At 63.0% G+C, this 18571-nt stretch carries 19 protein-coding genes and 1 tRNA gene; 12 read left to right on the top strand and 8 right to left on the bottom strand.

Annotation, left to right across the window (positions count from 1 at the left end):
- The first annotated feature begins 7 nt into the window (after window positions 1-7).
- The 5 genes from CKO11_RS02380 to ilvD all read left to right on the top strand — a co-directional run bounded on the left by CKO11_RS02380 (window position 8) and on the right by ilvD (window position 5603).
- Window positions 8-676, top strand: coding sequence for an OmpA family protein (locus CKO11_RS02380; RefSeq protein WP_223632442.1), 669 nt, complete (start codon window positions 8-10; stop codon window positions 674-676).
- Window positions 677-803: 127 nt separating this feature from the next.
- Window positions 804-1589 carry a FadR/GntR family transcriptional regulator gene (locus CKO11_RS02375; RefSeq protein ID WP_223632439.1) on the top strand — a complete coding sequence of 262 codons (786 nt, stop codon included), beginning with the start codon at window positions 804-806 and terminating at the stop codon, window positions 1587-1589.
- A gap of 124 nt (window positions 1590-1713) precedes the next feature.
- Entirely contained in the window at window positions 1714-2481 is a 768-nt protein-coding gene (locus CKO11_RS02370; RefSeq protein WP_223632437.1) for a 3-hydroxyacyl-CoA dehydrogenase, read from the top strand.
- Window positions 2482-2492: 11 nt separating this feature from the next.
- The gene (locus tag CKO11_RS02365) at window positions 2493-3689 is read left to right on the top strand and encodes an acetyl-CoA C-acyltransferase (RefSeq protein WP_223632436.1); all 1197 of its coding nucleotides are present in this window, start codon (window positions 2493-2495) and stop codon (window positions 3687-3689) included.
- A gap of 78 nt (window positions 3690-3767) precedes the next feature.
- On the top strand, window positions 3768-5603 hold the full coding sequence (gene ilvD / locus CKO11_RS02360) for a dihydroxy-acid dehydratase (protein ID WP_223632434.1): 1836 nt from the start codon (window positions 3768-3770) through the stop codon (window positions 5601-5603).
- 76 nt (window positions 5604-5679) lie between these two features.
- On the opposite strand, the gene CKO11_RS02355 is transcribed toward ilvD, so the two are convergent.
- From CKO11_RS02355 to CKO11_RS02345, 3 genes are all read right to left on the bottom strand, one after another.
- Complete coding sequence (locus CKO11_RS02355; RefSeq protein WP_223632432.1) at window positions 5680-6183, bottom strand: acyl-CoA thioesterase; 504 nt, start codon at window positions 6181-6183, stop codon at window positions 5680-5682.
- Between the two features lie 81 nt (window positions 6184-6264).
- Complete coding sequence (locus CKO11_RS02350; protein ID WP_223632431.1) at window positions 6265-6942, bottom strand: GntR family transcriptional regulator; 678 nt, start codon at window positions 6940-6942, stop codon at window positions 6265-6267.
- A gap of 55 nt (window positions 6943-6997) precedes the next feature.
- The gene (locus CKO11_RS02345; RefSeq protein WP_223632430.1) at window positions 6998-7696 is read right to left on the bottom strand and encodes a M48 family metallopeptidase; all 699 of its coding nucleotides are present in this window, start codon (window positions 7694-7696) and stop codon (window positions 6998-7000) included.
- A gap of 105 nt (window positions 7697-7801) precedes the next feature.
- Here CKO11_RS02345 and CKO11_RS02340 point away from each other — a divergent pair, with 105 nt between their 5' ends.
- From CKO11_RS02340 to CKO11_RS17605, 3 genes are all read left to right on the top strand, one after another.
- The gene (locus CKO11_RS02340; protein ID WP_223632429.1) at window positions 7802-8131 is read left to right on the top strand and encodes a TIGR02300 family protein; all 330 of its coding nucleotides are present in this window, start codon (window positions 7802-7804) and stop codon (window positions 8129-8131) included.
- Between the two features lie 201 nt (window positions 8132-8332).
- Window positions 8333-8408, top strand: a tRNA-Ala gene (locus CKO11_RS02335).
- Window positions 8409-8508: 100 nt separating this feature from the next.
- The gene (locus CKO11_RS17605; protein WP_411741981.1) at window positions 8509-8772 is read left to right on the top strand and encodes a DUF6538 domain-containing protein; all 264 of its coding nucleotides are present in this window, start codon (window positions 8509-8511) and stop codon (window positions 8770-8772) included.
- Between the two features lie 27 nt (window positions 8773-8799).
- Here CKO11_RS17605 and CKO11_RS02330 read toward each other — a convergent pair whose 3' ends face one another.
- Window positions 8800-11187, bottom strand: a complete 2388-nt coding sequence (locus tag CKO11_RS02330) for a calcium-binding protein (RefSeq protein WP_223632427.1) — start codon at window positions 11185-11187, stop codon at window positions 8800-8802.
- Between the two features lie 484 nt (window positions 11188-11671).
- On the opposite strand from CKO11_RS02330, the gene CKO11_RS02325 reads away from it, so the two are divergent.
- From CKO11_RS02325 to CKO11_RS02315, 3 genes are read left to right on the top strand one after another with little or no spacing between them, the layout of a single operon-like run.
- The gene (locus tag CKO11_RS02325; RefSeq protein WP_223632425.1) at window positions 11672-12541 is read left to right on the top strand and encodes a DUF3737 family protein; all 870 of its coding nucleotides are present in this window, start codon (window positions 11672-11674) and stop codon (window positions 12539-12541) included.
- Window positions 12542-12544: 3 nt separating this feature from the next.
- Window positions 12545-13699, top strand: a complete 1155-nt coding sequence (locus CKO11_RS02320; protein WP_223632423.1) for a MalY/PatB family protein — start codon at window positions 12545-12547, stop codon at window positions 13697-13699.
- Window positions 13700-13726: 27 nt separating this feature from the next.
- Complete coding sequence (locus CKO11_RS02315; protein ID WP_223632421.1) at window positions 13727-13870, top strand: hypothetical protein; 144 nt, start codon at window positions 13727-13729, stop codon at window positions 13868-13870.
- A 53-nt stretch (window positions 13871-13923) separates the two neighbouring features.
- Here the strand turns inward: CKO11_RS02315 and CKO11_RS02310 are convergent, their stop codons facing one another.
- The 4 genes from CKO11_RS02310 to CKO11_RS02295 all read right to left on the bottom strand — a co-directional run bounded on the left by CKO11_RS02310 (window position 13924) and on the right by CKO11_RS02295 (window position 17329).
- Window positions 13924-14691: an SDR family NAD(P)-dependent oxidoreductase gene (locus tag CKO11_RS02310; RefSeq protein WP_223632419.1), complete on the bottom strand. Its 768-nt coding sequence runs from the start codon at window positions 14689-14691 to the stop codon at window positions 13924-13926.
- 85 nt (window positions 14692-14776) lie between these two features.
- Window positions 14777-15154, bottom strand: a complete 378-nt coding sequence (locus tag CKO11_RS02305) for a DUF2255 family protein (protein WP_223632416.1) — start codon at window positions 15152-15154, stop codon at window positions 14777-14779.
- A 116-nt stretch (window positions 15155-15270) separates the two neighbouring features.
- Window positions 15271-16644: an MFS transporter gene (locus CKO11_RS02300; RefSeq protein ID WP_223632413.1), complete on the bottom strand. Its 1374-nt coding sequence runs from the start codon at window positions 16642-16644 to the stop codon at window positions 15271-15273.
- A 4-nt stretch (window positions 16645-16648) separates the two neighbouring features.
- On the bottom strand, window positions 16649-17329 hold the full coding sequence (locus CKO11_RS02295) for a dihydrofolate reductase family protein (RefSeq protein WP_223632411.1): 681 nt from the start codon (window positions 17327-17329) through the stop codon (window positions 16649-16651).
- Between the two features lie 201 nt (window positions 17330-17530).
- Here CKO11_RS02295 and CKO11_RS02290 point away from each other — a divergent pair, with 201 nt between their 5' ends.
- Window positions 17531-18505 carry an MBL fold metallo-hydrolase gene (locus tag CKO11_RS02290; protein WP_223632409.1) on the top strand — a complete coding sequence of 325 codons (975 nt, stop codon included), beginning with the start codon at window positions 17531-17533 and terminating at the stop codon, window positions 18503-18505.
- Window positions 18506-18571: the final 66 nt, after the last annotated feature.

Genomic DNA, 18571 nt, shown 5'->3' with positions numbered 1-18571 from the left:
GCAGACCATGACCAAAACCCCGCTTCTTCTGGCCGCCAGTGCGTCCCTTTTCGCGCTGGGCGCCTGCACCGACCCTTATAGCCAAGGCTATAACGGCAATCCCGATCCCAATGCCAACACCCGGTCCGGTGCGATCACCGGCGCGCTGATCGGCGGCGCCATCGGCGCCACCAGCAATGGCGACGACCGGCTGGCCAAAACCGCTGCGGGCGCGATGATCGGCGGCCTGATCGGCGGCGCGATCGGCAACCAGTTGGACCGTCAGGCACAGGAATTGCGCCGCGATCTGGACACCAATGGCACCTCGGTCGTCAACACCGGCAGCGAATTGGTCGTGACCATGCCGCAAGACGTGCTGTTTGCAACCGACAGCGCCAGCGTGCGCCCCGATTTGCAGCGCGACCTTTATACACTGGCGGGCAGCCTGAACCGCTATCCCGATACAACGGTGGAGGTGATCGGCCATACCGACGCCGATGGCGAGGCCGCCTATAACCAACGCCTGTCGGAAGCGCGCGCACGCGCTGTGGCCGATATTCTGGTGGGCGCCGGTGTGCCGCACGGACGCGTCGTGGCCTATGGCCGGGGCGAAGATCAACCGGTTGCCTCGAACTACACGGCCGAGGGTAAGGCGCGCAATCGCCGCGTCGAATTCATCATTCGCCCGAACCGCTAAGCCAGTCTGGCGCGGCCCAACGCGCCCTGAAATCCACCACCGCAAAAGCCGGGCCATCCCACGGGCCCGGCTTTCTATCTTGCCCGCCCTTGGCATTGGTCATAGTTTCTGACCGCGAGGGGGAGACATGCCGTTTCAAAAGATTGAATCCGAAAAGCTGGCCTCGGCCGTCGTGCGCCAGATCGAGAACCTGATCTTGCAAGGCGTGCTGCGCCCCGGCGAACGGCTGCCCTCTGAACGCGAATTGTCGGAGCGGCTGGCGGTGTCGCGCCCGTCGCTGCGCGAAGCGGTGGCCGAGCTGCAAGACGCCGGTCTTTTGACCACCCGGGCGGGCTCTGGCATCTTTGTTGCCGAAGTGCTGGGGCATGCCTTTTCGCCTGCGCTGATCGAGCTTTTCGCCCGCAATGACCAAGCCGTTTTCGATTATCTGGCCTTTCGCCGCGATCTGGAAGGGATGGCGGCCGAGCGCGCCGCGCGGCTGGGCTCGGACACCGATCTTAAGGTGATCGACACGCTTTTTGCCCGTATGGAAGCGGTGCACTCCAAGCGCAATCCCGCCGATGAAGCGCGGCTCGATGCGCAATTTCACATGGCCATCGTCGAAGCCGGGCACAACATCATCATGCTGCATATGATGCGCTCGATGTTCGATCTTTTGGCCGAGGGCGTGTTCTATAACCGCCAGATCATGTTCCGCAATCGCTCCACCCGCGATGCGCTTTTGGAACAGCATCGCGGTATCAATGCCGCGATTCAGGCGCGTGACGGGGCGGCGGCCCGGGCCGCGGTGGCCGCGCATATGGATTTTGTCGAAGTGGCCTTGGCCGAGCAGCGCAAGGCCGAACGCCATGAGGCTTTGGCGCGGCTGCGCCTGCAACATCAAAGCGAAAAAGCCGCAAAACCGGAGGCCTAAGCGCCCCGCGCCGCGTGAAGCCAGAAAATTCCGTTACGTCGCGCCCCGCCCTTCGCGGTTGTCTCGCGCCCCGGCCCCGGTAGATTTGACCCTAGGGCAAGGGAGAGGCCCAAGGGAGGATAACATGCAGATCGAAGGCAAGACCTTCGCCGTGACCGGCGGCGGATCGGGTCTGGGCGCGGCTGTCGCGCAGATGGTTGTGCGCGCGGGCGGTTCGGTGGTGTTGGTCGATGTGAATGCCGAGGCGGGCATGGCCACCGCCGAAACCCTCGGCCCACAGGCCCGATTTTGCCGCGCCGATGTCACGCAAGAGGCGGATGGGAAAGCCGCCATCGCCTTGGCGCAAGACACATTCGGGCGGCTTGACGGGCTGGTGAATTGCGCGGGCGTCGCCCCCGGCGAAAAGATCTTGGGCCGCGAAGGGGCGCATAAGCTTGACAGCTTCGCCCGGGCGATTTCCATCAACCTTGTGGGCAGCTTCAACATGCTGCGGCTTGCCGCCGAGGCGATGGCGGCAAACACCCCCGGCCCGGGCGGGGAGCGGGGCGTGATCGTCAACACCGCCTCGATCGCGGCCTTCGACGGGCAGATCGGACAAGCGGCCTATGCGGCCTCAAAGGGGGGCGTTGCCGCGCTGACCCTGCCCGCCGCGCGCGAACTTGCGCGCCATGGCATTCGCGTCGTCACCGTGGCGCCGGGCATTTTCCACACCCCGATGATGGCGGGCCTGCCGCAAGAGGTGCAAGACAGTCTTGGCGCCTCTGTCCCCTTTCCGCCGCGTCTGGGCGATCCGGGCGAATATGCCGCCTTGGTGCGTCATATTTGCGAAAACCAGATGCTCAATGGCGAGGTGATCCGGCTGGATGGCGCTTTGCGCATGGCCGCGAAATAAGGGGCGCAGACATGGCAGAGACGAAAACGGACCCGATTGTCATTGTTGGCATGGCGCGCACACCGATGGGGGGATTTCAAGGCGCTCTAAGCACGGCGTCCGCCGCCGATCTGGGCCGGGTGGCGATTGCGGCGGCGGTGGCCCGCGCCGGGCTGCCCTCCGCGGCGGTGGAAGAGGTGATCATGGGCTGCGTTTTACCCGCAGGCCAAGGCCAAGCCCCTGCCCGGCAGGCCAGCCTTGGCGCAGGGCTGCCCCTTGCCACGGGCGCCACCACCATCAACAAGATGTGCGGCTCGGGCATGAAAGCGGCGATGTTCGGCCATGATCTGCTTGCGGCAGGCACGGCCCAAGTGGTGCTGGCGGGCGGTATGGAGAGCATGACCAATGCGCCTTACCTTTTGCCCAAGGCGCGCGACGGCTACCGGATCGGCCATGGACAGGTGCTCGATCACATGTTCCTTGACGGGCTAGAAGACGCTTATGACAAGGGCCGCCTGATGGGCACCTTTGCCGAGGATTGCGCCGAAAGCTTCGGTTTGAGCCGCGCGGCGCAAGACCAATATGCGATCACCTCGCTCACCCGCGCGCAAGCCGCGATTGAGGCGGGGTATTTTGCGGGAGAAATTGCCCCTGTGACCTTGCAAGGCCGCAAGGGCGACACGGTGGTGGCCATCGACGAACAACCCGGCAAGGCGCGGCTGGACAAAATTCCCACCCTCAAACCCGCTTTTCGCAAAGATGGCACGGTGACGGCGGCGAATTCCTCGTCGATTTCGGACGGGGCGGCGGCGTTGGTGCTGATGCGCGCCTCCGAGGCGGAAAGGCGCGGCCTCACCCCACTTGCGCGCGTGCTGGGCCATGCCACCCATGCCGATAAGCCAAACCTTTTCCCCACCGCGCCCATCGGCGCGCTAAAAACGCTGGCCGGGAAATGCGATCTTGATCTGGCCAAGGTGGACCTTTTCGAGGTGAACGAGGCTTTTGCCGTGGTCGCCATGGCGGCGATGCAGGCGCTTGATCTGCCGCATGAGCGGGTCAACATCCACGGCGGGGCCTGCGCGCTTGGCCACCCCATCGGCGCCTCTGGCGCGCGGGTGCTGGTCACGCTTTTGGCCGCGCTCAAAACCCATGGGCTGGAAACCGGCGTGGCAACACTTTGCATCGGCGGCGGCGAAGCCACGGCGATGGCGGTAGAGCTGATGGCGTAACGCCGCAAGGCTTCGTCATTGGCATTCCCCTCCGGGCTGCGCTAGAAGGTGCGCAACCTATGCCGCCCGGAGGACCCCATGCCGCATTATCGTTCCCGCAAATCCACCCATGGCCGCAATATGGCCGGCGCCCGTGGCCTGTGGCGCGCCACCGGCATGCAAGATGGCGATTTCGGCAAGCCGATCATCGCGGTGGTCAACTCTTTCACGCAATTCGTGCCCGGCCACGTCCATCTGAAGGACCTTGGCCAGATGGTCGCGCGCGAAATCGAGGCGGCGGGCGGCGTTGCGAAAGAGTTCAACACCATCGCCGTCGATGACGGGATCGCGATGGGCCATGATGGGATGCTTTATTCGCTCCCCTCTCGCGAGGTGATCGCCGACAGCGTCGAATATATGGTCAATGCCCATTGCGCCGATGCGATGGTGTGCATTTCCAACTGCGATAAGATCACCCCCGGCATGTTGATGGCGGCGATGCGGCTCAACATCCCGGTGATCTTCGTTTCGGGCGGGCCGATGGAAGCGGGCAAGATCAACCCCGATGTGATCGCCCATGACATCGACCTGATCGACGCGATGGTGGCCGCCGCCGATGACAAATATACCGATGACCAAGTGGCCGAGATTGAACGCGCCGCCTGCCCCACTTGCGGGTCTTGCTCGGGCATGTTCACGGCCAATTCGATGAACTGTCTGGCCGAGGCGCTGGGTCTGGCGCTGCCGGGCAACGGCTCGATGCTGGCCACCCATGCCGACCGCAAAGAGCTGTTCTTAGAAGCGGGCCGCAAGATCGTCGAAATCACCAAGCGCCATTACGAGGGCGAAGAAGCGGGCCTTCTGCCGCGCGACATTGCCACGTTCGAGGCGTTTGAAAACGCCATGAGCCTTGATATCGCCATGGGCGGCTCGACCAACACCGTGCTGCACCTGCTTGCCATCGCCTATGAGGGCGAGGTGAATTTCACCATGGACGATATCGACCGTCTGTCGCGCAAAGTGCCGGTGCTGTGCAAGGTCGCGCCCGCCGTGTCGCATGTGCATATGGAAGATGTGCACCGCGCCGGTGGCATCATGGGGATCTTGGGCGAGATGAACCGCGCGGGCCTGTTGCATGCCGATTGCCGCACCGTGCACAGCAGCTCGATGGGCGAAGCCATCGCCAAATGGGATGTGATGACCGCCAATGACCCGGCGGTGGACAGCTTTTATCGCGCCGCGCCGGGTGGCGTGCGCACGACAGAGGCGTTTTCGACGCAAAACCGCTATAAAGAGGTGGATCGCAACCGCGAAACCGGCGTGATCCGCTCGGCCGAGCATGCCTATTCGAAAGACGGCGGTTTGGCGGTGCTATTTGGCAATATCGCCGAAAACGGCTGCATCGTGAAAACCGCGGGCGTGGACGACTCGATCCTGAAATTCACCGGCAAGGCCAAGGTGTTCGAAAGCCAAGACGATGCCGTGTCCGGCATTTTGACCGGCAAGGTGACCGAGGGCGAAGTGGTCGTGATCCGCTTTGAAGGACCGCGCGGCGGGCCGGGCATGCAAGAAATGCTCTACCCGACGAGCTACCTGAAATCCAAAGGCTTGGGCAAAAAATGCGCCCTGTTGACCGATGGGCGTTTTTCGGGCGGCACCTCGGGCCTGTCGATTGGGCACGTCTCGCCGGAAGCCGAAGAAGGTGGGCTGATTGGTCTTGTTGAAACCGGCGACACGATCGAAATCGACATTCCGAACCGCACCATCCAACTGGCCGTGGCTGATGATGTGCTGGAAGCGCGCCGTGCCGCCAAAGGCCCGCTGCCGTGGAAACCCGCCGCGCCGCGCACTCGTGCTGTGTCGACCGCGCTCAAAGCTTACGCGCTTCTGGCCTCTTCGGCGGCCAAGGGCGGCGTGCGGATCTTGCCGAAGTAAGCGCCCGCCCCGAACAATAGAAAAAGGCCCCGTCCAAAGCGGGGCCTTTGCTTTTTAGGGCTGGGGCTTGGCGGGCTTACTCGGATTTGCCCTGCGCCGCATCTTCCATTTGTTGTTCGTGCTCGCGCCGCAGCGCCTTGCGCAATTCGGCTGCTTTCCAGCGCAGTTTTTCGGTCTCCGTGCCGGGGTTGAGCGGAGGCACTGGCACGGTTTTGCCCGTTTCATCGACCGCCACCATGGTGAAATAGCAGCTATTGGTGTGGCGCCGCGTGCCTTCGCGGATATTTTCCGCCTCGACTCGGATGCCGATTTCCATGGACGAACGCCCGGTATGGTTCACACTGGCGCGAAACCGCACCAATTCGCCCACATGGATCGGTTCTTTGAAAATCACCTGGTCGACTGAAATCGTCACCGCATACCGGCCCGAATAGCGCGAGGCGAGCGAGAAGGCGACGCGGTCCAGCCAGTTCAAAAGCGCCCCGCCATGCACCTTGCCCGAGAAATTGGCAAGATCGGGCGTCATCAGCACCGTCATCTCCAGCGTCTTGCGTTCTGAATCGGTGATCGTGTTCGTCATGGCGGCCTCGTAAATTTTGTTGCCCCTGACTAGCCCTTTGTCGCCAGTGTTTCCACCGCCCTGGCTGCGACGAAGCGCGCTCTAGCCCGTCAGATGGCGCAAGCCTTGCGTCACATCGGTGCGGATCGCAAGCCGCAGCCCCGGCTCATCGCCCGCGCGCAGCGCCGCCAAAATCAGCCGGTGATGGCGGGGGGGCTCATTGCGGGGCACCTTTTCGTAAAGCGCGCGCATCGTCGGCCCCAATTGCAGCCAGACCGTTTCCAAAACGGCCAACATCGCGGGCGCCTGCGCGCGCAAATAAAGCGTGCGGTGAAATTCCAAATTGGTGCGGATATAGGCCACGGCATCGCGCTTGGCCACGGCTTCAGCATTGACCGTATTGATCGCCGAGAGCCGGTCGATCAGCGCAAGGTGGGCACGCGGCAAAGCGCGCGAGGCCAGTTCGGGCTCAATCAAAGCCCGCAAAGCTGCCAATTCCTCGATCCGCTCATTGGTCAATTCCGGCGTCGCCACCCGCCCCGAAGAGGACAAGGTCAGCGCCCCTTCGGCCACCAGCCGCCGCAACGCCTCGCGCACCGGGGTCATCGACAGGCCGAATTGCTTGCCAAGCCCGCGCAGCGTCAACGCCTGCCCCGGCAGCAATTCCCCGACAAGGATTTGCTGGCGCAAAACCCGGTAAAGCCGGTCATGCGCCGCAGCTTCCGCCGGGGGCGATTTGGCGGGTGTTGCAAGGGGGGGACGGGGACTCGTTTCAGCCATGCGCGTTTGTGATCACAAATGCCGCGCCCGTCAATGAGGCGCAATGTCCCGCGCCCTAGTCGCGCAGCCGGATCGCCTGCAACGCCGCCCCGTGCCGCTTCAGCCACGCCCGATGCGGCGCGTAATCGGGCATCAGCCGCGCCACCTCGGCCCAAAAGGCCGGGGAGTGGTTCATCTGTGCCAGATGCGCCACCTCATGCGCGGCGACGTAATCCAACACCTCGGGCGGGGCCATGATCAGCCGCCATGAATAGCTGAGCGATCCATCCGCCGCGCAAGACCCCCAGCGCGAGCGAGTATCGCGCAAGATGATGCGCTTGAAGGGCCGCCCCAGCGCGGCGGCGTGACGGGTGCTGGCCTCTTGAAGCCGCGCGCGTGCGCAATGTTTCAGGAATGTCTCAAGCCGCGCGCCCAGCCGGTCTTCCCCCGGGGGCACCAAAAGGCAGTCCCCCTCCACCTTGGGCGCGCGCAGCCGCGCCGCCTCGATGCGCAGGTCGCGCCCCTCGAAAGGCAGCAGATCCCCGAACCCCGGTCGGCGCAGCGCGGGCAGCTTGGCCAGCGCGCCGCGCAGCCAATCGGTTTGCGCCTGGGCAAAGGCCACCGCCTCGGACAGCCGTGCCCGGGCGGGCAAGGTCAGCGTCACCCCCCCGTCAATGCGGCTGACCCGCAAAGAAAACCGCCGTGCCCGCGCCGAACGGCGCAGCACCACCGGCACGCCGGGCAGGTCGGGCAGAACAAGCGGGCTCTCGGTCATCGGGCCATAGTTTGGAACAAAAGGGCGCGAAAAGGCTTTGACACCCCGCGGCGGTTGTGGCAATCGGCTGCGACTCTGTGCGAAAGAGCCTGCCAGGAGACTTCCATGCCGAAAGAGGAATGGGGCGTCAAGCGCCTCTGCCCGCATTGCGCGAGCCGGTTCTACGATCTGACCAAAGACCCGATGACCTGCCCGGTCTGCGGCAACAGCTTCACGCTTGAAAGCCTGACCGCTGCGGGCCGTGGTCGTGTGATGGTGCCCGATAAGGCAGCACCGCGCGAGACCGAGGTGGATGTCGAGGATCTGACCGAAGAAGATCTGGACGAAGACAGCGGCGACGTCGATCTTGACGACGACCTGCTGGAAGATGACGAGGATGACAACGTCTCGCTGGACGACATCGCGGATGTCGCCAGCAACGAGGACGAAAGCTGAGCCTCAGGGATCAGCACCGTCAAACGGGACCGGGCGCGGGGGCAACCTCGCGCCTTTTCCTTTGCCCACACGGGTTTGGCGCAAGCCCGCAGGCCAGCGCAAATTTTTTCGCCACGGGGGTCGAAATTCCTCTTGCGCCCGCCGTGGCCTGCCCGTATAGACCCCCCACGCAAGACGCGCAGCGGATTGCAGACCTCAGGTGGGGCCATAGCTCAGTTGGGAGAGCGCTTGAATGGCATTCAAGAGGTCAGGGGTTCGACTCCCCTTGGCTCCACCAAATCTCCTCATAAATCAACAAGAACAATAACTTGCTGAAAATGAAGAGCTATTTTCCAAGGGTGTTACGCTGAGGTGTTACAGTGGAGCGCCTTACGAAGATGCCAGGACACACCCGACTGTACCGTCGCGGAGCCGTCTACTACCACCGCGCAGCCGTCCCCACAGACATCGCCGCAACCTATGGCAAGCGAGAAGAAACCTTCTCCCTGAAAACCCGCGACTACGCAGAAGCCGTGCGTCGGGTCATCCCTTCAGCCTGCGCCCATCGCTCATTTCCTTTGCAGCACATTAGGACGGCAAGCCGCGACAGATCCAGATCGACGCGCTGCATGCGGCGCGCCGCAGGTCGCCTAACGATATAGGCCTCCTGCGGCTTGACCGGTTTCGCATCACGCCAAGAGGTCGTAGCTCTGCCCATTGATCAAGATATTGATGCTGTCCTGCGCCGCGCCATCGACCAAGGCCCAAAGGATCTGACCCGTCGGGCGGTAAATGACAAAGGCTTCGTCGGCCTCGGTCCCTGCGGGGGTCTCGGCGAAGTTGACCTGGAACTGGTTCCGGGTTGCGCCGGCGCCGCCATATTGCAACAGATCGCCCTCAGCCGAGGAGAAGTCCTGAATCCAGTCGCTCCCGTGGCCTGCAATCCCGGTGTGGTAGAACCGGTCGGCATCTGCGCCGCCGTTCACCCGGTCATTGCCGAAGCCCCCGTTGATGAAGTCGAGCCCGTCGCCGCCAAAGATCAGATCCGAATAGACCGAACCGGTGAGGAAATCGTCCCCGTCGTTGCCGATCAAGGTGTCGGCGCCGTAATTGCCTTCCATCGTGTCATTGCCGGTGCCGCCGTTCAGCTCATCATTGCCGTAGCCGCCGTCGACGCTGTCATGGCCCGCACCGCCGTAGATCACGTCGCCACGGTCGGCTGCGGTGGCGCCCCCGAAGATGAAGTCATCGCCGTCGCCGCCCGACAGCGTGTCGCGCCCGTCCCCGCCATCCAGCGTGTCGGCGCCTGCATTGCCGATCAGGCGATCGTTCCCAGAGCCGCCCTCCAGCAGGTCATTGCCGTGATCGCCGGTCAGCGTGTCATCGCCATCTGTGCCCATCAGTTCCAGATCGCGCAGCGCCCGCAGCGCCGCAAGATCCAAGACGGTATCGGTGAACTGGACGTTTTCAATGCCCGTGATCGTGTCGCTGCCCTCGGCCGAAATCAGGACCAGCGTATCGTCGGGGCCCTGCACCGTCACCTCGGTGCTGACCGCATCGATGATCAGCAGGTCATCGCCTGCCCCGCCATCGACATGGTCATCCCCCGCACCGGGGGCAAGCGTGTCATCCCCCGCACCGCCCAGCAGCGTGTCTGCACCAGTGCCACCATCCAAGCTGTCATTGCCAGCCGCCCCATCAAGCCAATCATGGCCCGCCGCGCCGAACAGGGCATCATCCGCGCCCGATCCGGTGGCCCGATCATTGCCGTCGCCCGCAAAGATCGCCGTTGCCCCCTCTGCGGCGGTCAGATCGTCATTCCCGGCCGTTCCGAGACGTTCGGCCATGTAATGGCGCAGCAGGGCATCCGATCCGCCCCCGGTCCAAGAATCATGACCAGCCCAAATGCCCAGCAATGTGCCGTCGCCCAAAGTCACGAAATCTGGGGCCCCGGTGAAATAGGTCTGCCCCGCATCGCCGCTGGCGGCCACAACAAGAACATCGCCCACCGCCGCGCCATCGGCATCGTAGCGTTGCGCGTAAAGACGATAAGAAGGGTTATAGCCCGAAACTGACCGGAAAGTGAGCAAGAAGCCGCCATCGTCCAGCGCTACGACATTGGGCGTCTCGCCCCGTTGTCCGACACTGACATCCCCGGTCAGCGCGGTGCCATCGGCCGCGAAGCGCCGCCAGATCGTATCATCGTCACTGACCCAAGCGACAACAAAGCTGCCATCGGCCAGTGTCGCGATAGAGGGCGTCGACAGCCGTTCATCGGCATCGGCACTGGCCAAGAACAGACCGGTCGCCGCCGCCCCCTGCGCGGTAAAGATCTGTAGGCCGATCGAGGCCTCACCGCTGTCATTGCCTTCGGTGCCACTACCGACACGGGTCAGCACGACGAAATTACCGTCGGCCAACGCCGTTGCGCCATAGGTGAAATTCACCGGATCCGTAGTGTAGGAAGGATTGCCGATCCAGGGCGTGACCTGAAAGGGCGCGGCCAGTATCTGACCATCGGCCCCAAAGGTCGCAGCATGGATCGCGCTCGCTCCGCCATAAACCGCCAAAGCCCCGGCGTAATTCGTGTCCCACACGAGGGCGAAACCGCCCCCCTCAAGCGCCGTGAGCCCGTTGCGCCCATACCCCGGATCAGAAGCCCGGACGTCGGCCGTGGTGCCATCCTCAAGCACCTGATGATCGGGCAGGTCGAGCGCCACCTCAGCTTGCAGCACCCCCGCGGCATCGAAGGTCGCGGCATGCATGTCCAAGTTGGCATCATCGCGCCAAGCAATCGCGTAACCGCCCCCTTCGAGCCCGGTCACCATCGGGGTGGAATCGAAGGCATCATCCCCACCGCTGTGGATCAGTTGCGCCGCACCGACCGCATTGCCTTGGTCATCGTATCTCTGGGCAAGAATGTCATAGCCGTAGGCCATATCTGGATCGCGCCGTTCGGACCAGACCAAGATTGCGCCCCCATCCGCTAGCGACGCAATCACCGGGTCACGCTGTTCGCTGACACCATCGGACGGGACCCGCACCGTCTCGGTCAAGGGAAAGAGCTGATACGTCATGGGAATCGCCTTTCAATGCACAGTGAAAACATCCGAAATTAGCGAATTATATACCATATTCCGATTTTAGCTATGATTTGCGTCAATATAAGTTTCTTCAGCTTATTATGCTGCAATCATTCCAATATTTTCGCACACCCAAATAAGTATTTCAGCCGCATAATTTTTTAACGGCAAACGGATCTGTTCGGAATTGGCGGCAGGGTTCAGCGCAAAAGTCTCGCGCCCCGCCTATGCGGGGCGATTGATATTGAGGGCCCGCTACTCAGGCGCCGTCACGCTGCGCGATGGCGGTCCTGGTCGCTCGGCGGCCTTCCCGGCGCGCGTCAAATCATCAAGCCCATGCGGCGCACGGAAGGGCAGCGCAGAATTGATGAGCCCTGCTCATGAGCGATTGCCAATGCCCCGCTCTAATCCTGCCGCCCTTGCCAGAATATCTATCGGAGACGCCAAGCGCTCCGATATCTGAACAGAAAGCCCAAAAATGACCGCGCAAGCTAGCTTCCCTGCCACGATCACCGACCAGTATTTTGAAGGGGAGCGCCCGCTTTATGCGCTTCATGACACGGTGTTGGAAGCGCTGCGCATCGGCATTGGGGAATCCGCGCTCAAGCACGGGCAAAACCTTTTGGTCCGCAATGGCGAATTTGCGGGCAAATATCCGTTTTGGCATTGCGATGGGGTGACGGTAGAACACAGCCTGTTCCGCCCCGGCGCCCGCGCCGCGATTTGGTATTCCGAAAATATACGGATGCGCGGCTGCACGATTGAAGCGCCCAAGATGTTTCGCCGGATGCGGGGCCTGACGGTGGAAAACTGCCGCTTCCCCGATGCAGCGGAAACGCTTTGGAACTGCGAGCAGGTAAAGCTGCGCAATGTCGTTCTGGATGGGGCCGACTATGTGCTGATGAATGGCATCGACCTTGAGGTTGAGGGGATGACGCTTCAGGGCAATTATTCTTTCCAAGATGCGCGCAATGTCACCGTGCGCAATTCGCATCTGGCCTCGAAAGACGCATTTTGGGGGGCGGAAAATGTCACCGTTACCGATTGTGTGCTCGATGGCGAATTCCTTGGCTGGCATTCAAAAAACCTGCGGCTGGTGAATTGCACGATCCGGGGCACGCAGCCGCTTTGCTACGCGACCGATCTTGTAATGGAAAACTGCCGGATGGATGAAAACGCCGATTTGGCCTTTGAATATTCGACGCTGCAGGCAGAGATCACCACGTCCGTCACCTCGGTCAAAAACCCGGCGGGCGGCCATATCCGCGCGCCGCGTATTGGCGAAGTGATCTTGGATGAAAACTGCCGCAACCCCGGTGCGTGCAAAATCGAAACCGCAGCGCGCTAAGCCATGCCCTTCGATTTTGACGAACTGGTCGAGCGGCGCGGCTCGGGGGCCGCCAAATGGGATGATACTCCCGCTGATGTGCTGCCGATGTGGGTGGCGGATATGGATTTCCGCACCGCGCCTGTGGTTGTGGAGGCGCTGCACGCCCGCGTTGCGCATGGGGTCTTTGGCTATGCGCATCTGCCTGCGGCTTATTATGACGCGGTTGCGGGCTGGCAAGCGCGCCGCCACGGTCACCAGTTTGCGCGCGAAGACATGCTTGTGACCTCGGGGGTGGTGCCTGCGGTGACGGCGATTTTGCGCGCCCTGACCCGCCCCGGCGACCGGGTCATTTTGCAGCCGCCCGTCTATAACTGCTTCTTTTCGTCGATCCGAAATATGGGCTGCGGGGTCGAGGAAAACGCGCTGATCCTGCGCGATGGCCGCTATGAGATGGATTTCGTCGATCTGGAGCGCCGCGCCGCCCACCCCGATTGCCGCGCGCTTTTGCTGTGCAACCCGCACAACCCGGTTGGTCGGGTGTGGAGTGCGGAGGAACTGCGCCGCCTGCATGAGATTTGCGCGCATCACGGCATCACTGTGGTCAGCGATGAGATCCACGCCGATCTGACGATGCCGGGGCACCGCCATCAGTGCTACGCGGCGCTAGGGCCGGAGGTGGCGGCCAATTCCGTTACCTGTTTGGCGGCGAGCAAGGCGTTCAACTTGGCCGGGCTGCAAATAGCCTCCATCGTCGCGCCCGATCCCGATTTGCGCGGGCGTATCGACAAGGCGCTGAATGTGCATGAGGTTTGCGATGTGAACCCCTTTGGTATTGCCGCGACCATTGCGGCCTATACCGAGGGGGCCGCGTGGCATGCGGCGCTTGTGGACTATTTGGCCGAGAACAGCCGCTTTGTGGCGGAGTATCTGGCCGCCCACCTGCCCAAGCTGCACTTCACCCCGCCGCAGGCGACCTATCTGGCTTGGCTCGATGCCCGCGCCTATGGCCAAAGCGCCGAGACGCTGGCCGCGCAGGTGCAAGACAAAGGACTGCTTCGGCTCACCGCTGGCACCGCCTATGGCGCGGCGGGCGAAGGTTTCTTGCGGCTCAACATGGCTTGCCCACGGGCGTGCTTGGAAGACGGGCTGACCCGGCTTGCCAAGGCGCTGGGCTAAAGATCCCCTCAACGGAAAGGACATATCATGACGGACACGCCCGTTTGGTTCATCACCGGCTGTTCGACCGGCTTCGGGCGCGAAATCGCGAAATTGGTGCTGGCAAAAGGCCGGCCCGTTGTGATGACGGCCCGGCGCATAAAGTGGCGAGAGCCTTTATCCCAGACATAAAGAAAGGGCGCAGAGTGATCTCTGCGCCCCCTTTGCTTTGCCTTGTGGCCCGATCAGAGGAATTGACCGTTATCCACTTGGATCACTTGGCCGGTGACTGCGCGGCCCATTTCCGAGGCCAGATAGAGCGCGGCATAGGCCTGATCGCGCGGCTCGGTCGAGGGCACGGTGGTGTTTGTGTATTTGTCCGAAAACTCAAGCATCTCGCCGCCGCCCTCTTGCTCGCCCGCCGCCCAAGCGCGTGCGGCATCGGTTTCGGTCACGCCCGGCGCAATCGCATTGACGCGGATTTTCGTGCCCGAAAGACGAATTGCGATGTTCTTCGTCATCGTATTGATGGCCCCTTTGGTCGAGGTATAGGCCACGCCGCAAATCGGCAAAATACCGTTCACCGAAGAGACATTGATGATCCGCCCCTCACCGCGCGGCAGCATATGGTTCACCGCTTCGCGGCAATAGCGGAATGGGCCGACAAGGTTGATCCCCATGATCTTTTCAAAATGGTCATCGGTGGTTTTTTCCACCGCATACATCTCGCCCACACCGGCATTGTTGACCATGATATCGACCTGACCAAAGGCCTCAATCGCGGCATTAAAGACGCGGGCCGGGGCCTCCGGGTCGGCGGAATCTGCCACAAGGCCAATCGCCGTGCCGCCTGCGGCCTTGATGGCCTCGACAGCCTCGTTCACACCTTTTTCGTGGCGTGCGGTGATCACGACATTCGCGCCTTCTTCGGCAAAAAGCGTGGCGATGGCATTGCCGATCCCCCGGCTGGCCCCGGTGACGATAGCGGTTTTTCCTTCAAGCATCTTTTGCATGATCTGTCCTTTCTTGGATATGCGCAGCCAGCCGCGCCAAAGGGCGCGCCGGTGCTGTTTGAATGGGGAAGGAGGTCTGGCCCGTTTAGGCGCGGGGCAGCACTTCTAACGTAGCCGCTTGGGCGCGCGCCGAAATCATCGGCGCAAGGTAGCGGCTGGTGGTGTATTTCGCGCGATAGGCGGCGTCGATTGGGTCGGTGAGCGTGGGGTCCACCGGGGCAAAGGTCACATCGACCGCCTTGCCATCCAGCACCATCTGCCCAGCGCGTTGTGCCAGCCCGGCTTGAAACCAGCTTGAGCTTTGGCCCGAATAGGCGCGCACAAAGAGCCGCCCCTGCACTTGCACAAACCAAATATAGGTCGGCGTGCCGGGGGTCTTTCCATCCGCGCGATAGGGCGCGATGCGGAAGGATTCTGTCCCCGCGATCTGCGCCTGTTCCTCTGCGCTCCAGAGCTTGCTCATGATATCCTCTTACCTGTCAAAGGGCTGGGGCGTGTGCCCGCCGCGTCTGAAACAGAGTTAGGGCGATCGACGGCGCGGATTAGCGCGCTGTTCTTAACGGCGGCTATGAATGTGGCTCATGAAACCGGATGCGCTTTGCCGCGTAGGGCGGCAAGTGCGAGCACACCCAAAAGGCTCAGCCCGGCGCTGGCCAAAACCGCGACATGCCAACCGGCAAAGAAAGCCGCCCCGTCGCGCCCCGCGATCAGCACCGAAATAAGCGCGATCCCGAGCGCCGAGCCCAAATAGCGCGCGGTATTATTCGCGGCAGAGCCCATCGCGGCACGTTCGGGCGGCACGGTGGCCACCGCCGCATGGCCAAGCGCGGTGTTCAAAAGCCCGTTTGACACCCCGGCCACAAAAAGCCCCGGCAGCACAGCGGCCCAACTGGCCCCGGGCGCCGCGCGCAGCATCAAAAGCTGGCCCAAGGTGCAGCCCAAAATCGCGCCAATCGCCCTTTGGCGGGCGGTAAGCCCTTTGGGCAAATAGCCCGTTCCAAGGGCGGCAAAAACCGTCACCGCCGACCAAGCAAGCAAGATCAAGGCCGCTTCAAAGGGCGTTTCGCCAAAGCCGCGCACCAGCACCGTGGGGACAAGCGACATCAGCGCCAGCACGCCCGCACCAGAGGCAAAGGCGGCAAGCGTCGCGCCCAGAAAATCCACACGTCCAAACAGATCGACCCGCAAGATCGGGTTCGGCACCCGCCGTTCGATGACCACGAAAATCGTCATCAGCACCACACCCGCAGTGGCGATGGCCCCCACCATCGGGGTCGCGCCCAGCCGCGCCTCGGTCAGCGCGTAAAGCAACGCACCAAGCCCCAGCATCAAAACAAGGCTTCCCGCCAGATCGACCTTGGCACCCGTGCGCGCGCTTTCTGGCAGTCGCGCGGCGGCGGTCAGCGCCAAACTGGCGGACACCAAAGCAATGAGCCAATGCATCGCGGGCCAGCCGCCAAGGCGCAGCAACAGCGCGGCAAGGATCGGCCCCAGCGCCACGCCAGCGCCCAGACCCGCCGCCCAAATCGCGGCAGCGCGTTGCCGCGCGGCCCCGTGATAGACTTGCCCCAAAAGACCCAGTCCGCAGGCCATGATGCCCGCACTGCCCAAGCCTTGCAAAATGCGCATCGCAATCAGCATCGGCCCATTGAGCGAAACCGCCGCCAAGACCGAGGCGATGGCGGTAAGCCAGAGCCCGCCCAAAAAGGTGCGACGGCGCCCGGTCGTATCACCCAAAGCGCCCGCGGTCAGCAGCCCACAGGCCGCACCCAAGGGCATGGCGCTCATCACCCAAGCCTGTTCGGCCGCGCCAAGGGAAAGCGCCTGCGTCATCGCCTCGAGCGTGGTGAGCGGTTGGGTGAAGACGATGAGCGAAAGACAGGTGGCTGCCGCCACAATCACAAGCGGCAAAATGGGCGTCAAAACGGGTGGGGCTTCGGCGTGAGGGGTCATCGGCTTAGCCCCGCTTCACACGGTGGCGCAGCCACACCACGCCATCGGGCAGCGTTTCGACCGAGAGCAACTCCAAAGCCTGCGCGGGCAAGGGGCCGCGATGGTCATAAATTGCCGCTTCGCCCGCCAGCCCATCAATGATCGGGTAAAGAAGCGTGCTTGTTTCCTCAATCACACCCGCCGCCAAAAAGGCGCCGTTGATCTCTCCCCCGCCTTCAAGCAAGAGCCGCGTCACCCCAAAGGCGGTGCCAATCCGCGTCAGCGCTCCGGCGATATCCTCGCCATCGGGGCCTGAGAAAATGACCGAGACGCCGCGCGCCGCCAGATCATCCACATGTGCTTGGCGCACCCGGTCTGAGACCACCAGCACCAGATGCTCGCCATCCAGATCCCCGCTTTCGGGGCGTAACCGCCCGCTGCGGTCAAAGGCGATCCCAAGTCGGCGGCCTGCGTGGTCCGCGATGTGGTCCGCACGCGACTGCGGCGCGGCTTGCACCTGCGGGTCCCCATGCGGCAGGTAATGCTCCATCGTGCGGCGCCCCGCGATCCAGCCCTCGGCCTCCAGCTTGGCGGCAATCGGGTCATAAACGGCCAGCAGTGCTTCGACGGTATAGGGCCAGCGCTCGGGTTTTAGCCGTCCGTCCAAAGTGGTCAGCATGTGACAGATGATTTCGGGGCGGGACATTCGGGCCTTCCTATGCCACCGCTTGGGGTGGCTTTGTTGATGCGTCATCTCTTCGCGCTAGAGCTAGGCCGCAAGCCGGGTCGGGGGAATGCATGAAAGCGACAAGCTTCTATGAGCCCTGCTCATCAATAAACCCGGCCCGTGCCGTTGCTGCGCTTAGCCCGTCGGCCTATCTGACAAGCAGCAACGAACAGGACGCCCATGCCCAGCACCCCTTACCATTCCGGCCCGATCACCGATCATTTTGATGGCCTTCGGTTCCACTCGCCGGGGCAGCCCTCACCGGATCGGTCGCTTTTGGATATTTGGCGCTGGCACCGGGCGGGCGAGCGGGCGCAGTGGCCCAAATCGGTCCCGATCACCCCTGCCCGACCGCCCGCGCGCAGCGACGCGCCGCGGATCACCATGGTGGGCCATGCCACGGTGCTGATCCAAGTGGCGGGGCTGAACATACTGACCGATCCGGTCTGGTCGCGCCGGGCGGGGCCTTTTGGGATCACCGGGCCCAAACGCACCACCGTTCCGGGCATTGCCTTTGACGATCTGCCCAAGATTGACGCGGTGCTTTTAAGCCACAATCACTATGACCACCTTGATTTAGCGACTTTGCGCAAGCTGCATCGCCGCGATGCGCCGCATATGGTGATGCCACTGGGCACCGATGCCACGGCGCGCAAGGCGGGCAAGACGCTGCGCCTCACCACCGCCGATTGGCACGAAACCGTTGCGCTTTCGGGCGGCGTTTCGGTCACGCTGACGCGGGCCAACCATTGGTCCTCGCGTGGGCTGCGGGACCGGCGCATGGCGCTTTGGGCCGGGTTTTGGATGAAGACACCTGCCGGGCAGATTTGGTTCGCGGGCGATACCGGCTATGGCGATGGCGCGATTTTCCGCGAGATCCGCGCGCGCCACGGCAGCCCCGATATCGCGCTTATTCCGATTGGCGCCTATGCGCCGCGTTGGTTCATGGAGCCCCAACATGTTGGCCCCGATGAGGCGGTGAAGATCTTCGAGGATGTCGGCGCGCGCCAAGCCTATGGCATACATTGGGGCACGTTTCAGCTTACCGATGAGCCGCGCGAAGAACCGCGCGATTTGCTGTTGGAACATGTCAAGGCGGCCGGAATCGACCCTGCCCGCTTCATCGCGCTCGATCCCGGGGCAAGCTACGGCTAACTGCGCGCCCCCGGGCTGGCGTTGCGCTCAGTTTAGCCCGGCGCAGGCCCATTCACGCAGCTTTGA

The sequence above is a fragment of the Rhodobacter sp. TJ_12 genome (assembly GCF_020023995.1).
Classification (GTDB): domain Bacteria; phylum Pseudomonadota; class Alphaproteobacteria; order Rhodobacterales; family Rhodobacteraceae; genus Rhodobacter.
Note: the sequence above shows the minus strand (reverse complement) of the source record. Positions and strands in the feature narration are given on the sequence as shown.

Coding starts and splice junctions, on each gene's coding strand:
- CKO11_RS02380 (WP_223632442.1), top strand. CDS start 8: ATGACCAAAACCCCGCTTCTTCTGGCCGCCAGTGCGTCCCTTTTCGCG.
- CKO11_RS02375 (WP_223632439.1), top strand. CDS start 804: ATGCCGTTTCAAAAGATTGAATCCGAAAAGCTGGCCTCGGCCGTCGTG.
- CKO11_RS02370 (WP_223632437.1), top strand. CDS start 1,714: ATGCAGATCGAAGGCAAGACCTTCGCCGTGACCGGCGGCGGATCGGGT.
- CKO11_RS02365 (WP_223632436.1), top strand. CDS start 2,493: ATGGCAGAGACGAAAACGGACCCGATTGTCATTGTTGGCATGGCGCGC.
- ilvD (WP_223632434.1), top strand. CDS start 3,768: ATGCCGCATTATCGTTCCCGCAAATCCACCCATGGCCGCAATATGGCC.
- CKO11_RS02355 (WP_223632432.1), bottom strand. CDS start 6,183: ATGACGAACACGATCACCGATTCAGAACGCAAGACGCTGGAGATGACG.
- CKO11_RS02350 (WP_223632431.1), bottom strand. CDS start 6,942: ATGGCTGAAACGAGTCCCCGTCCCCCCCTTGCAACACCCGCCAAATCG.
- CKO11_RS02345 (WP_223632430.1), bottom strand. CDS start 7,696: ATGACCGAGAGCCCGCTTGTTCTGCCCGACCTGCCCGGCGTGCCGGTG.
- CKO11_RS02340 (WP_223632429.1), top strand. CDS start 7,802: ATGCCGAAAGAGGAATGGGGCGTCAAGCGCCTCTGCCCGCATTGCGCG.
- CKO11_RS17605 (WP_411741981.1), top strand. CDS start 8,509: ATGCCAGGACACACCCGACTGTACCGTCGCGGAGCCGTCTACTACCAC.
- CKO11_RS02330 (WP_223632427.1), bottom strand. CDS start 11,187: ATGACGTATCAGCTCTTTCCCTTGACCGAGACGGTGCGGGTCCCGTCC.
- CKO11_RS02325 (WP_223632425.1), top strand. CDS start 11,672: ATGACCGCGCAAGCTAGCTTCCCTGCCACGATCACCGACCAGTATTTT.
- CKO11_RS02320 (WP_223632423.1), top strand. CDS start 12,545: ATGCCCTTCGATTTTGACGAACTGGTCGAGCGGCGCGGCTCGGGGGCC.
- CKO11_RS02315 (WP_223632421.1), top strand. CDS start 13,727: ATGACGGACACGCCCGTTTGGTTCATCACCGGCTGTTCGACCGGCTTC.
- CKO11_RS02310 (WP_223632419.1), bottom strand. CDS start 14,691: ATGCAAAAGATGCTTGAAGGAAAAACCGCTATCGTCACCGGGGCCAGC.
- CKO11_RS02305 (WP_223632416.1), bottom strand. CDS start 15,154: ATGAGCAAGCTCTGGAGCGCAGAGGAACAGGCGCAGATCGCGGGGACA.
- CKO11_RS02300 (WP_223632413.1), bottom strand. CDS start 16,644: ATGACCCCTCACGCCGAAGCCCCACCCGTTTTGACGCCCATTTTGCCG.
- CKO11_RS02295 (WP_223632411.1), bottom strand. CDS start 17,329: ATGTCCCGCCCCGAAATCATCTGTCACATGCTGACCACTTTGGACGGA.
- CKO11_RS02290 (WP_223632409.1), top strand. CDS start 17,531: ATGCCCAGCACCCCTTACCATTCCGGCCCGATCACCGATCATTTTGAT.